Below are 14,145 nucleotides of genomic sequence, written 5' to 3' on the forward strand. Positions count from 1 at the left end.
TTAGTTATTCCTACATCAGGAAGAATTGAAAAAAATGGATGGCTGTGGAATTGATTTCGTTAGCCATAAGGGGAGTACTAGCCTCAATCAGGATAACCTACGGTTTTTGACTAGGTAATCATTGACCAACTTCACAATAATTTTACAATTACCCCGAATTCCTGCTGGATACACAAAGTTTCTGTTAATATCTCTGATGCTATATCCGCAATAGTACGAATTTAGTTTATTAGTTGGGTATATGACTATGAAAGTTAGATGCACCCAACTCGATGAAGCGATCGCAATTTCTCTTGGCCCTTGCTAGTTTTAGTATTGTCGGGGGAAGCTTTTTTATGAGAAGAAACTTTAGCAATACTAGCGAACCTAAAATAATAACTGATACATCACGCTACAAAGAAATTCGTAATCAACTATGGTCTAATAATGACCAAATAAAACATTTTCCTAATGAGATTCCCACTGATGCTAAAGCCGTTCGCATTGCTTACTCTCCTGAATTTTTGCAAGGAAGTAGTTTTTTTCAAATTAGGCTGAAACAGCCACCAAATAAAATAGAAAAATTACTTTCACAATACAGAAATAGTGCAAAGCACCAATATAGGGGTGGTAACACAAACGACCACATAAACCAGCCTAACGGTGTGCCGACAACTTTCTTCTACACCAGTGACTCTCATACGGAATCTTTTCCAGCTACTTATGAAATACTGGTATTAAATGCAGATAACAAAGGTAGACCTGGCTTCAAATGGAATCATGGAGATAGCTACGGCGTTGCTATTAATAGTTCAGCTTCAGAAATTATCTATTGGTATGAAAAATGGTAATTAACAATTCAAAGGTTTGGTCGTGTAAGGACAGAGAACTACCAGAAAAAATCGACTCGTCTATTTAATGTACAGATGAAGATGATTTAAGAATCTCCCATATTGGTGTAATTGGAGAATTTATATAGCTTCCGAAAGTCAAGTTTTAAGGAAGGAGAAGTTTTGAGTGGAGGAAGTCTCCACTCAGATTTCAGCACTAGGTGCTGCTTTTACCCTTTTGGATATATCACTTTGGGTAGTTAAAACTTATAGCTAACATAGCTAAGATTTATAAGGTGTCTAAAAACTATCTTAATATGTATAATGCCAACTGCTTTGATTACTGGTGCCTCTAGTGGTATTGGTAAAGCTTTTGCCCAAGAACTAGCTGCACGCAAGACAAATCTTGTACTAGTTGCTCGTTCCGAAGAGAAACTAAGCCAATTAGCGAAACAATTACAAGAACAATACAAAATTCAAGTAGATGTTATAGTCAAAGACCTTACAGAATCTAATGCAGCATCTGCTGTCTTTGATGCCACTAAACTAAAGGGATTAACTATTGACTTATTAATCAACAATGCTGGTTTTGGTTACTATGGCGACTTTGCTGAAGGAGATGGAGAAAGACAAGTCAAAATCGTACAATTAAACATTTTGGCATTGGTAGATTTAACACATAAATTTCTTCCCTTGATGCGGCAACGTGGTTCTGGAAGTATTATTAACGTATCTTCTATTACTGCATTTCAACCGATACCATACCTTTCTGTTTATGCTGCCAGTAAAGCTTTTATCCTCAGCTTTAGTGAAGCACTATGGGCAGAAAATCGTCAATATGGTGTTCGTATTTTAGTCACTTGTCCAGGGCCAATAGAAACAAACTTTTTTGCAGAAGCTAATTTTCCTCCAGCGCTGGCAAGTAGCACAGAGAAAGTATATTCTTGTGAAAAAGTGGTTCGGGAATCTTTAGAGGCTTTGGAAAAAGGCTATCCAACCGTTATTAGTTCTAATACTAACACTCAACTTAGAAGCAAATTATCTCGGCTCGTACCGCGCAAACTTCTGCTGAATATGTTAGCAAAACATTTTAAAGCCTAAGTATATAGTTAGGAGTTAGAGACGCGATTAATCGCGTCTCTACAGGAGTTAGGAGTTAAAGAAAGTGGTAAATTTAAAACTCCTAACTTTTCACTCCTCACTTCTGACTTTTAACTACTTACTCCTCACTTATTAGATATATCTTGTTAATTGAACTCGGTAGCGGTCTTTTTTTGTAACGGCAATTTCTCCAACTTCTAAACGCCCTTTAGAGCGAATAGCGATTAAGTCGCCGGATTTAAGTTGAGAACTAGCTTGGGTAACTTCCTTCCAATTGACGCGGACATCACCAGCATCAATGAAATCAACCATTTTGCTGCGGGACATGCCAAAACCAGCAGATGCGATCGCATCCAATCGCAAAGAAGCCTCCACAGTAGTTAATTCTTTTTTCTTTGGTTCCCGAACCTTTAATTCAGTTACCTCAATCTGTTGAGTTTTCACAGGAACCGATCGCACCTGTTTAAGACTCATTTCCAAAAATTCTACCAACTCTGGTGCGACAATCGCCTGCGCCCCCCGTTCTCCCAATACTATAATATCTCCCGTTTTTTCCCTAACAATTCCCGTTCCCAACATTGCGCCTAAAAAGTCTCGGTGAGAGGCGGTATCAAACAGGAAATTACCAGCAATTTCCACGGCGACAAGGCTGACTTGAGATGGATCTAAGGGAAGTTCCGAACGAGCGATCGCAATTCTTTGGCGTTCAGCTTGCGGATATCCACCCCATACAACTAATTGCACTTCTGTTAATCGGTTAAACACCCGTTGAATTTCTGCCAATTCTGGGGGAGATAGAAAATCGGTCAAAATCACTTCCCAAGTTTTGATGGCTTGCTCTGCTTGATCAATTACACGAGCTACACTATCTCGATTTTCAACACCTTTTAAAAGTTCTTCTCGTGGCAACATTCTTAAAAATTATGAGTTATGAGTTGAGAATTTATCTGCAAAAACTGTCTTGATTCTAACTTTAATTCCCATTTGGGCAGGTTTTCATCTCTACCAGTTTGTTGCATTCCTAATTTTTTCAGAATGCGAATCGAGGCAGCATGATTGTCTGGAGATTGAGCGATAATTCTCTTAAGTTATCGCCGACTAAAGGCAAATATAGACCAGTGCTTCTGCTGCCTCAAGGGAAGTAACTCAAGTCGCTGTGTCGTAATGTGTAAACTATGATTTATTACACGCTACTTGTGTCAGCATAACCTTGGATATTTTCTGGATCAAACTGACGTAATATTCGGGTTGCTTGCCGAGTGAGAGTTTCAGAACCTTGAACGGCAACTAAGTATTTACCCGCATCTAAGCGGTTGCGATAAGGTAATGCATCACCACTACCCACGAGTAAACCGACTCCACCACCCACTAAAACACCACCCATAGCACCACTAGCAGCACCCAGCAGTCCACCAATGATGTGATTGCCAACTTCACCCGCCCAGGCAAAAGTATCTAAACCAGTGATCAGGCTGAATGTAAAACCTGCAAAAAAGCCAAATGGTATCAGCCAGGTTGCCATCAGTTGTGCTTGGTTTTTGGCTTGGTCTTTGGGGTCAATTAAGCCAAACTCGTCAGCCGTTTTATATCCCTTCCCCAGGATAGTACTCTTTATGCCTTCTTCTTCTAAAGCTAAGTAAGCAGCTTCGGCTTGAATGCGGTCTGGTAATACGGCAACAAGGTAATTCATTGATTTTACAATTTGTCTAATAGAAGTTTTGCCTTAATTAACAGCGTATCAGTCCTGGTGGAATCAATCTTGCATTGGGTAGGAGTACAGACGCGAATAATCGCGTCTGTACAGGATGGAGAGGCTTTGATTCTTACTCCCCAACCCTTGTAGCGTTGGGGTTGGGGGTTAGGTCTGTATTGAACTCAACGGCAAACCGTTATAATACAAGTTAAATATACATGGGCTAATCACTTTAGCGAATCTAGTGGCTCACAAAAATTGTTCACGCCTTGCTTGAGGACATAAATCAAAACTGGCGTTGCCAAAATCTTAGGAAACGTCGGCGTTGCTTTTAGATGTTCCATCATCTTTTGAAGTGAAGTATTAAGCAAATCTTCTCGATATTCTTGTTCGCAAATGACCACACGCCATTTTCTAGCCAAGGCATCTAACCACTCGGAATTTGCTCTTTCTGGTTGTTGTCCTGCTCGGATAGCTAGCGTCATTGCCGCATCTTCTAAATCTCCATCACAGTCTTCAATCAAATCCAGCGCTTCCATATCGCTGGGATTATCTGCCAATTGAGAGCGAAACTGTGCAATTTCTTGAGATGTTACTTTAGTCATGAGTCTTTGACAAGGCGAGCAATCGAACACTCAGTTATGTTAGTCCAATTTTGACTAATCCAATAGACCTGTTGATAAAAGTCTTGATTTGAGACTTTTTATGAATAGTGGCGTTTTTGACAGCGTGTTGAGAACCAGAATAAAATTTGCTTTTCGAGTAACTTTCTTGCAACTAAACTCTCCTGCGATTGCCTAGTTTGGGTGGGTACGCGATCGCAAACGAATCCTTTTGTCAACCTCAAACCATTGCAGGGCGATCGCATCATATCAATAATATAGCAAGGGACTGGGGACTGGGGACTGGGTGAAAAGCCTTTTTGTGTCTAAGTTTTATCATCTGTTAATGTCCTAACCACCTTGGCTATTGCTATAGTATTTTATTCTCAACAGACTAGAAAAAATATCATTAACTCTTGCTTATTGCTAAAAATTTCAGCGTAGACGTAGGGCGTGTTTTCAAAGTCTTAGATCCCTCCAACCGCCCTGCTGTCGCAAAGAGAAAGAAGAAATTCTTAATTAAACTGTATTGAATTATCATCCACAAGCGATCGCTAAAGGACTTCTAAAAAATAAAAATTTCCACTACTGCTTTTACGACTAAAAAGCCTCATTTTATCAATGTATTGACTGATAAAATAAGGCTTGTGGTAACTTTTGCTCAAAAACACTACTGGACTTTGTAATGCCTTGAGGGCAGGTGCAAAGTGCATTACAAAACACAACAGCAGTCAAAAGTATTGACAGTTGAGTTTCGGCTAATTAGCGTAGTGCTCTGAGAGTAACAGACCGTTGTAACTGAGCTAAAGCGCGGTTGTAATCCAAAATTGCTCTGACTCGATTACCTTCAGCTTGTGTGAGGTCGTTTTCAGAGTTAATCACATCAGTTTGAGTCCCTACACCAGCTTGGAATCGCAAACGCGCTAAACGTAGAGCTTCTCTAGCTTGTTCTAAAGCGGTATTAGCGGTTTGAACATTTTCCAAACTAGATTGCTGGGTAGAATAGGCTTGTTCTACCTGAAAGCGAATTTGGTTACGCTGTTCAGCAAATTGAGTTTCTGCGATCGCAATATTAGCTTTTGACTGATCTGCCCTTGCTCTTGCTGCTCCTCCATCATACAAATTTAGGGTTGCCCTAACTCCCAATGAATAACCATCAGTAACGCTGACATTATCATTGAACTGATCTAACAGGTCGTAGCTGGCGACCAAACTAACTTGAGGACCCAGTTCCGCAAGGGCCTGCCTACGCTGTTGCTCACTGGTATTGCGTTGTGCTAGCTGCTGTTGCAGTTCCGGACGATTTTGATAAGCTAGCACAATACTTTGTTCTAGCGTTGGGTTCCAAAGACCAGCTAACTGTACAGGATCGGCTGCACTGATATTTATCGCCTGCGGCAAACTTATCCGAGTTGCTAATTGACGACGGGCAATTGCCTGCTGCGATCTAGCATTAGTCAAATCTTGTTGGGCATTTGCTAAATTCACCTGAGAGCGTAGCACATCGAAGCGAGTACCAACCCCAGCTCGCTCTAAAGCTTCTGCATCACGCAAACTAGCTTGGGAGTTCTGCACAGCCGACTGAGCAATACGTACTTGTTCATCCGCTTGTTGCAGATTGTAGTAGTCAGTAGCAACATTTAGACGGATTGTCTCAAACTCAGTTTCTACAGCCAACTCATAGAAACGTACCTGTTCTTCAGCCGCTCTGATTTGTGCTTGCACTCTCCCAGAAGTATAAAGATTATATGAGAGTTGTGCTTGACCGTTGAAACCTGTACTGGGTTTATCTGGGGATGATATACCCGTCTGTTGTTCTTGGAGTTTCGACGCGAGCTGATTACTAGCAGACTGACTACGAGTAATATCAGTGCTAATTCCCAGAGTGGGCAATAAAGCAGCTTGCGCCTCGCGTAGAGCCGCTTTATTTCGTTCTAGCTCCAATTGGGATACCTGTAAATCCCGATTATTCCGCCGTGCTAGCTCCAGAGCCTGTGCCAAAGTAATCGGCTGATTTCCCTGAAATGTCACTTCCTCTGGTTTAGTGGGAAATTGCAAAGGATTTGAGCTAGGAATCAGGTTATCGGGAATTTGCACCGGTCCTGATGGCACAGGAGTTACGGTTCTCGGCACAGTTGGAGGTTGCACTGAACCCCCTGGTGCAGGAATTACGGTTGTCGGCACAATGGGAGGTAGCACTGAACCCCCTGGTACAGGAGTTACGGTTTCTGGCACAGTGGGAGTTGGCGTCGAATCTGTCGGAATCGGAGTATTACTCTGAGCCACGCGGCCAATAGCACTTTTTTGTAAGCAGGCGCTTGAGGCCATTACCAAATTAGCCAACGAGTCAGTCTTACTTTTTCCCAATTCCTGTGGACACCTCTGCGCTGACAGCAGTTTTGCTGCTCCTACACCTGTAGCTGAAGTTTGTAAAAATGTCTGCAACTGAGTAACAGTATTTAGCTTTTGAACCACTGGCTGCTGTACAGAAGACAGGGACAAAATTTCTTTTTGGACAGAAGGGGATTTTGAAGTGTAGTTGGGAACTACTATCCTCTTTGATTCCTGCCCATAAGCGCTTGAATTACTCTGTTTTTGATTATTTGGAGCAGAACGACTGACATCAAGCTGTTGGGAAGGATTAGAGGTAGGTGTCAAACTGAAAAATCTACCTTCATCTTTCTTAAGTAGTTGTTTTATTGGTACAACAGTATTTCCAATCGTGAACACTGGAATACTGTTATTACTTAAAGGCTTCATGCTAAGTTTAGTGAAACCAAAAGCAGGTACTTGGGTTGGAATACTAACATCTGCACCGTTAGGCAGTTGGGTATTCATGGTGTCCACAACCGAGTCTTGACCATAAGTAGAAGTCAAAACACTAGGAGAAGACGCCAGATATACCTCAGTTAGTTTCGCAGTACCAGCCCAAACAGGCTGAGTTGTTAAGACCGCTGCCGTCACACTAGGCAAGAAGCTATAGAATAATTGCTGTCCTTTCACCGCATCCCTCACACGAAAATCAATCTAGCGGCAGAAAACCTTTCTTCACCACAGAATATAGCACGATACTAAATTTAGGAAAGAATATACTACGATACTAAATTCAGGGTTCGGAACTCTGTTTGTCTTCAAAACGTTTAACAATGCGAGAAAGTTCCGCCTTTTCATCGATACTAACGCGAGTAGGAGCACCGCTGATAATCCGTTCGTAGTTCCGGAAAGAATCTTTAATGTCGGGACCATCAGCAGTGATATTATACTCACGAATGCCCTTATCATGCCAAGACCCTCTCATTTTGAACACGTTAATTGCCCGCGACATTTCTCCGCGAATTTCTACGTACTGTAACATGATAATTGTGTCGGTAATCGTGGAGATATGAGAGTCAGTAATCGAATGCGCTCCCATAAATTGGTCAGTTGTGTTGGTAAAGAAACCAGTAATTTCTTCTTGTTTAGCATAACCCGTCACACCAATCACAAACTGCCGAAATGCATTATTGCTCACTCCTCTAGCTAGTGCTGATAAAGAATCAATGGCGATGCGAGCTGGTTTGAAGACAGCAATTTCAGATTTAATAATTTGTAAGTGGTCTTCTAAACCAGTTGATTCAGGATAAGTACAGATTATTTTGAGTAAACCTTGATCCTCTAATTCTTCAAAATCAATCCCCCAAGAGGAAGCATTGCGAGATAGTTGGGCGCGTGATTCTTCATAAGCAAATAATATTACCTGTTCTCCATTGAGGCAGCCATCTTGAATAAACTTACTGACTAAAAGGGTTTTGCCAGTACCTGTGGCTCCTGTTGCCAAAATAATTGAATCTTTAAAGAAACCACCACCGCACATTTCATCTAAGGTTTTGACACCAGAAGATACCCTAACATTGGAAGACCGTTGAGTTAAACGCATTGCTCCCAGTGGGAAGATGTTAACTCCTTCATTAGTAATCGTGAAAGGATATTCGCCTTTCATATGAGTTGTGCCGCGCAACTTGAGAATTTCAATTGTGCGACGGCGGCGTTCTCCTTCTAAAGCGTTGCGAACAATTGCTACATTATCGGAAACAAATTCTTCCACACCAAAAGAGGCAACGGGGCCATATTCTTCACTACGTTCAGTGGTAATCACAGTGGTGACACTTAGTAGTTTGAGACGTGCTACTAGGCGAAAAATCTCGCGTCGCACTACTCCCATCGCTTCATACTGCTGAAATACTGCTGTTATTGAGTCGATTGAAACTCGTTTAGCTTTGTATTTGCGGATGGCATATTGCAGGCGCTCAATTAGTGCAGAAAGGTCAAAATTACCAACGATATCTTGACCTTCTGGATCGGGAGATGCATCAAGAATAAACAACTTGCCTTCTTCGATTAAACGTGGCAAATTCCAACCAAAAATATGGGCGTTTTTAATAATATCACTGGGTGATTCTTCAAAGGTAACAAATACTCCTGCCTCATCAAAGTAAGTGATACCGTTATAGAGAAACTGAAGAGATAATAAAGTTTTGCCTGTGCCGGATGTACCGCTAATCAAAGTAGTTCTACCAAGTGGTAAACCACCATGAGTAATATCATCAAACCCTTCGATCATCGTGCGAATTTTTTCTACACCCCTAATTCTCGGTGGTTGCTTTGATTCTAGTTGCTCGTTTTCATTCATTGCTTGATAATAAATTGGTATTAAAACCTATTTTTTATTACTAAAGTTTGGACTCAATTTCTTCGAGAATATTTATAAACTTTCATATTAAGTAGGGGAGGTAAAAGTAGCTCAGGCTTCCTTAGCTCATAATTGTTGTTGTGTTACCACACAATCTGACTAAAGATAGCGAGAATAAATATTTTTGCTGTAACGCACGATTCATGTCAGTGCGTTACGCTTCGCTCTAAAGAATAGGTGCTACAACTCTCTTGACTAGAGCAACGTACTGGCTCCCCTACACAATTAAAATTTCCTTTATAAATGGTCTCTTGCATAATTAATTATTTTACTCTTCAAAATCATCTTCACTCAGTTCTTCATAGAGCAAATCTAATCCAATCAATACTCTTTCTCTATCTGAAAGATCCCCGATAATTTTGCGGACGGGTGGAGGCAAAATTTTAGATAATGTCGGCGTTGCCAATATTTTATCTTCTTCCGCCAGTTGTGGGCTTTTCAGTACATCGATCACTTTTAAAGCATAAACGCCTTCAAACTCCTGTTCTAAAATATCTTTGAGTGTTTTTAATGCCCGGACTGAATTCGGGGTGTTCCCTGCTACGTAAAGCTTGAGAACGTAGTTTTTGTTGGCTTTATTCATATACTTAATGCCTAGTCATTATAATATAAATACAAGATGCGATCGCGCATTGAGACTAACTAACAGTAGTGGCTTGTTCCAAGTTAAACATCAATAAATTTAATTTATTTAGAAATCGAACTCCTATAGACTTCGCACAGGTGAGCCAGGATTTCTATCAACGTCAGGCGGTAATCAAGTAATGTTTCATTGCTCCTTCCTTCTAATTTTAGCTGGTGAGAAAATTCTTCAATTACCTCCATGTGAATTTCGATCATTTGGGGCACAGGAATATTAGCATAAAATATAGTATTGATAAATTTATCAATTTTTTCCTTGAGTGTTTTGTCTGTGGTAAAATAATTTATAATAATTAAACTGTAATCTAACTTAAGCTGTCTTAATAATTTTTGCCGTTCTGCTGAAGTCATCTCCTGAAAATGCTGTTGGCTTTTTTGGGTGTGACAGGCAAATACATAGATGTACTTGTCAGTGTATGCCTTATTTGGATTTTGTTGCAGCCAATTTGGCAAATAGTTGATTTTTCCAGAGGTAGTTGCAACAACAGGTAGGTAGTAAAATTGGGCAATAATCGCGTCAATAAATTTCCACATCCACCTGCTCAAACCTTTTTGGTTGTCTAAGTCAACTGGATTATCTAAACATTTATTAACATCAGGTTGCAGAATCAATATCGGTAATAACATCTATTCTTGAATATATCTCCTTAATCGCCCTGACCAAGAAACGTGGGCTGATAAGTTTAGTTAACGCTTCTAGGGTAATACTGGGTGTAGAGTAAACTGGTGATCCACCCCAAAAAAATAACGCTCTGTGTTAACAGATAGTGTTAGCCACTCAACAACCTAGTACAGCAACTGAGTGTTAGGACTTAGTAGGTCTTTAATGATCAGGTATCTGTCGGCATAACAAGACAGAGTAGCTAATTTATTATTTGTATCTCATCTATATATAAAGAAATAGATAAATTTTTTATTTTGCTCCTTGATAAGATACTTAAACGAACTTAAAGGATTGTCGCATTCTAAATCATTATAATTCCTCAAGGTTCTAAAGCGAACCTTTGGGGCCATAATTGTTGTAGCCGTCGCTATCGATCAGGAGTTTAAATACCAGTAAGACACTGGGGAGGCTAGTTGCTAGAAATGAGAAGCGGCAAAAGTAAAAGTCGCCTCTTGGAAAAATGCACTCGTTCGCAAGTAAGTGTCCGTGAGGGGAAATCCCGTTGTTTTAATGGCGTTGAAATAACCAGAGTTGCTTATATGAGTCTTCTTAAAGGATATGGCTTCAGGCGAAAAGACCATCAACAGTTGGCAGATGGAGATGCCGGAGGTTTCCACAGGAAGAAGAACCCCCAAAGCCCTATGTTAATGCTAGATTACCCGCTTTATGACTTTCAGGCAACCGTACCTAGCTGCCCCCAAACAAGTTCTTTGGCAGTAGTGCTGGAGATTTTTGAGCAAGAGCAGTGCGATCGCTTGGTAGTAGTGAATCAACAGCAACGCCCCATAGGATTGCTGTATTCTGCCCGTTTAATCCAAATATTATTAGCACATAGTGACGATAAAAATCTAAATTTACACCAATCACTCTCCACCTGGGGTCAAGGTCTAATTGAGCCAATACAGACAATATTAGGTTCTGAGCCTGTAGAGCAATTGAGCTTGCGCTTGGGTTATCAACAAGCCGAAAAACACTCCTCCTTAGATTGGGCATTGATTGACTCTGATGGTCGATATTTGGGGCTACTGGATAGTTCACGTCTGTTGCGATTGTTGGCTAAGGAACGGATAGCTGGGTCACTAAGCTCAGGCATCCAGAGGTCGTCTGGTGAGCATCGCCATGAGTATCATGCTAGTGTGCAGACACCAAATGAACCCAAATCATTGGGACACCAACCACTGGTACAGTTGCTGGAAAGACTGCCTTGGCCTTTGATGTTGCAAACGGGTACTGGCGAGGTGGTAGCACGAAATCCCGCCTGGTGGCAGCAATTAGGAGTCTTGAAAGATCCAGAAGGAGTTAGGCAACAGGTTGAGGCAATACTTGTCCCGAAGCCCTCCGAAAAACCCGAATATGCCAGCCAACGAGCAATCACGGTTCATCCCAATGGTAGGGAGAATGAGCATGGTGGTGCAGAGGAACCGACCCAGCAAGAAGCATCACCAGATACTGTATACAGTCGCTGCTATTTGGATAGTCAGGTGGGTACTTGTACCTGCGTTGTCGAAGTGCAAAATGGTCAGGAGCGAATCTGGCAATTTGCCAAAATTCCATTAGATAGTCCTGAGTTTAAAGTCATGAGTGCAGATTCAGAGGTTGCACTCAGCAATGATTTGTGGTTGGTTTTAGCTACTGATGTCACTGAGCAACAACAGCTTTGCAAAGAACTGGCAGCAAAGAATGCTGATTTAATTCAACTAAATCGGTTGAAAGATGAGTTTTTAGCTTGTATTAGTCATGAACTCAAAACTCCCCTAACTGCCGTTCTGGGATTATCACGGTTGCTTGTGGATCAGCAATTGGGAGAACTTAACGAGCGTCAAGCCCGTTATGCGGGACTGATTCATCAAAGCGGACGCCACTTAATGAGTGTAGTTAATGACATTTTAGATTTGACCCGCATGGAAACGGGACAAATGGATCTGACATTGACGCCAGTAAAAATTCAGGCTGTGTGCGATCGCGCCCTATCAGAAGCCAAAGCCATCCACATCCAACCTAGCAAAGCTACGTCCCAAACTCAACAAAATGCCCGTTCATCTGCTTCCCAATTCAGCCTATCCATTGAAATAGGCTTAGATCAGATAGTGGCAGATGAATTGCGCTTACGCCAGATGCTAGTACATCTACTTTCCAACGCCTTTAAGTTCACCGAAATATCTGGCGAAATTGGGCTGCGGGTGAGTCGTTGGGAAGGATGGATTGCTTTTACAATTTGGGACACAGGCATTGGCATTCCTGAACACCAGCAACACTTAATCTTTCAAAAATTTCAACAACTAGAAAATCCCCTCACCCGCCAATTTGAAGGCACTGGTTTGGGGCTAGTATTAACTCGGGCCCTGGCTCGCCTCCACGGAGGAGATGTTAGCTTTTTATCTCGTGAAGGTAAAGGTAGCCAGTTTACACTACTTCTGCCACCCAGTCCGCCGAAAACAGGCTTTTCTGAGCCAGATGTGGGAATCAGAGAAGACGAACAGACGCGATACCAAAAGACACGGGAAAACTCTGTGGCAGATCGTCAGCATGTCAGTACGCCCACACAGCATCATCCCGCTAGTTCACAACGGTTGGTCTTGGTAGTCGAGGCAGTAGCTCGATATATTGAAGACTTGACCGAAAAACTCAAAAGTTTAGGATATCGGGTAGTGATTGCCCGATCGGGGACAGAAGCAGTCGAAAAAGCTCGGCGCTTGCAACCAATAGCGATATTTTTGAATCCGTTGCTACCCCTACTATCAGGCTGGGATGTGCTGACTTTATTGAAATCTGACAGCGCAACCCGTCATATATCTGTAATTGTGACAGCGACGGCAGCCGAAAAGGAGCAAGCATTTGCTAACCGAGCCGATGGTTTCTTAAGTTTGCCAATAGAGCATCAGGTATTAGCACCAGTTCTAGAAAAATTATGTACTGCACAAGCAGTTTTGCAGCTAGGGTTAGATAATAGCGCAATTATCCCAACTAAGACTCCACTGCGAATTCTCAGGTTGGTGAATCCCCATTTGGAATCAGTCAATCCCCACCCCTCACTTCGAGAACACCGGGTGATTGAAGTAGATGACCTAGATCAGGCAGAACTCTTGGCGCGGGTATGGCAGTTTGATGTAATTTTGCTAGATGTTGAAAGTACCACTGCCCAAATTTATCTGCAACAACTAATTGGGCATCCACGTTTAGCGGCTATACCACTGGTTACTTGCGATGTTGCAACCACACTAATAGCTTCTAAGATACCAGGGTTATCTGTATTTCCTTACTTAACACCATTTGCTAAAGACAAAAGCAGTCGCACTGAGAAAACAGATGCCTTACTATCAGTACTGCAAATTGCTTCTGGTATTTGCTGCCCTGCCAACATCTTGGTAGTGGATTTGACAAAGCTACGTGATTTTCCACAGGGAAGACGCAAGCAAGTTAACGGTTATCAGACAGAAAAAAATTGCTCAATTAGTAGTGAAACTGCTAAACGGGGGTCTGAGTGGTTCCAAGCTTTAATTCAGTATCTACAAACAGCAGGCTTCAAAGCGGCGATCAGTCCCTGTTGGGCAGAAGTGTTACAACAAATTCGCCACCAAAGCGTTGACTTACTACTAATTTGTTTAGGAGAATCCGCTATCCATAAAGACGTGCTAAAAGCACTGAAAACATTGGGAGATTCGCCTGACAAGTTACCACCAATTTTGGTACTTAATCAGCGATTAAATCGCCCGGAAACTATTTCCCAGCCAGGGGTAGCTTACGAGAAAATTGACAAGCAGAAGAAGAATGGTTTGGAATCTATAGAAACTGTTGTGGGTGCGATCGCTACTCAAATATTACCGCGATCGATATCAATGGAAGACCTCTTAAACCAAATCAATCAAGCTTTAGCTGTCAATGGTTACAATCACAAGTGTTAATGG

10 protein-coding genes are annotated in these 14,145 nt (G+C 41.7%); 3 read left to right on the forward strand and 7 right to left on the reverse strand.

The genetic code is table 11. The features are described from left to right. Positions 1-272 precede the first annotated feature (272 nt). Positions 273-830, forward strand: coding sequence for a hypothetical protein (locus tag V7K35_RS25370; protein WP_335082756.1), 558 nt, complete (start codon positions 273-275; stop codon positions 828-830). Positions 831-1,133: 303 nt separating this feature from the next. Further along, positions 1,134-1,910 carry an SDR family NAD(P)-dependent oxidoreductase gene (locus V7K35_RS25375; RefSeq protein ID WP_335082758.1) on the forward strand — a complete coding sequence of 259 codons (777 nt, stop codon included), beginning with the start codon at positions 1,134-1,136 and terminating at the stop codon, positions 1,908-1,910. A 132-nt stretch (positions 1,911-2,042) separates the two neighbouring features. On the opposite strand, the gene V7K35_RS25380 is transcribed toward V7K35_RS25375, so the two are convergent. From V7K35_RS25380 to V7K35_RS25410, 7 genes are all read right to left on the reverse strand, one after another. After that, positions 2,043-2,822 (reverse strand): photosystem II S4 domain protein, encoded by a 780-nt coding sequence (locus V7K35_RS25380; RefSeq protein WP_335082760.1) that lies wholly within the window; start codon positions 2,820-2,822, stop codon positions 2,043-2,045. Positions 2,823-3,093: 271 nt separating this feature from the next. Continuing rightward, complete coding sequence (locus V7K35_RS25385) at positions 3,094-3,600, reverse strand: hypothetical protein (protein WP_334794193.1); 507 nt, start codon at positions 3,598-3,600, stop codon at positions 3,094-3,096. 230 nt (positions 3,601-3,830) lie between these two features. After that, complete coding sequence (locus tag V7K35_RS25390) at positions 3,831-4,208, reverse strand: hypothetical protein (RefSeq protein WP_334794194.1); 378 nt, start codon at positions 4,206-4,208, stop codon at positions 3,831-3,833. A 759-nt stretch (positions 4,209-4,967) separates the two neighbouring features. After that, positions 4,968-7,208: a TolC family protein gene (locus V7K35_RS25395; RefSeq protein ID WP_335082762.1), complete on the reverse strand. Its 2,241-nt coding sequence runs from the start codon at positions 7,206-7,208 to the stop codon at positions 4,968-4,970. A 103-nt stretch (positions 7,209-7,311) separates the two neighbouring features. Beyond that, the gene (kaiC, locus tag V7K35_RS25400; protein WP_335082764.1) at positions 7,312-8,874 is read right to left on the reverse strand and encodes a circadian clock protein KaiC; all 1,563 of its coding nucleotides are present in this window, start codon (positions 8,872-8,874) and stop codon (positions 7,312-7,314) included. Between the two features lie 328 nt (positions 8,875-9,202). Further along, on the reverse strand, positions 9,203-9,517 hold the full coding sequence (kaiB, locus tag V7K35_RS25405; protein WP_334794197.1) for a circadian clock protein KaiB: 315 nt from the start codon (positions 9,515-9,517) through the stop codon (positions 9,203-9,205). 104 nt (positions 9,518-9,621) lie between these two features. Then, entirely contained in the window at positions 9,622-10,203 is a 582-nt protein-coding gene (locus V7K35_RS25410; protein WP_335082766.1) for a KaiA family protein, read from the reverse strand. A 678-nt stretch (positions 10,204-10,881) separates the two neighbouring features. On the opposite strand from V7K35_RS25410, the gene V7K35_RS25415 reads away from it, so the two are divergent. Continuing rightward, on the forward strand, positions 10,882-14,142 hold the full coding sequence (locus V7K35_RS25415) for an ATP-binding protein (RefSeq protein ID WP_335082819.1): 3,261 nt from the start codon (positions 10,882-10,884) through the stop codon (positions 14,140-14,142). The last annotated feature ends 3 nt before the right edge of the window (positions 14,143-14,145 follow it).

Origin of the sequence: Nostoc sp. (assembly GCF_036917275.1) — a bacterium.
Classification (GTDB): domain Bacteria; phylum Cyanobacteriota; class Cyanobacteriia; order Cyanobacteriales; family Nostocaceae; genus Nostoc.

Bases quoted from the DNA above. Each gene is read 5' to 3' on its own strand.
- V7K35_RS25370 (WP_335082756.1), top strand. From the start codon at position 273: ATGAAGCGATCGCAATTTCTCTTGGCCCTTGCTAGTTTTAGTATTGTC.
- V7K35_RS25375 (WP_335082758.1), top strand. From the start codon at position 1,134: ATGCCAACTGCTTTGATTACTGGTGCCTCTAGTGGTATTGGTAAAGCT.
- V7K35_RS25380 (WP_335082760.1), bottom strand. From the start codon at position 2,822: ATGTTGCCACGAGAAGAACTTTTAAAAGGTGTTGAAAATCGAGATAGT.
- V7K35_RS25385 (WP_334794193.1), bottom strand. From the start codon at position 3,600: ATGAATTACCTTGTTGCCGTATTACCAGACCGCATTCAAGCCGAAGCT.
- V7K35_RS25390 (WP_334794194.1), bottom strand. From the start codon at position 4,208: ATGACTAAAGTAACATCTCAAGAAATTGCACAGTTTCGCTCTCAATTG.
- kaiC (WP_335082764.1), bottom strand. From the start codon at position 8,874: ATGAATGAAAACGAGCAACTAGAATCAAAGCAACCACCGAGAATTAGG.
- kaiB (WP_334794197.1), bottom strand. From the start codon at position 9,517: ATGAATAAAGCCAACAAAAACTACGTTCTCAAGCTTTACGTAGCAGGG.
- V7K35_RS25410 (WP_335082766.1), bottom strand. From the start codon at position 10,203: ATGTTATTACCGATATTGATTCTGCAACCTGATGTTAATAAATGTTTA.
- V7K35_RS25415 (WP_335082819.1), top strand. From the start codon at position 10,882: ATGTTAATGCTAGATTACCCGCTTTATGACTTTCAGGCAACCGTACCT.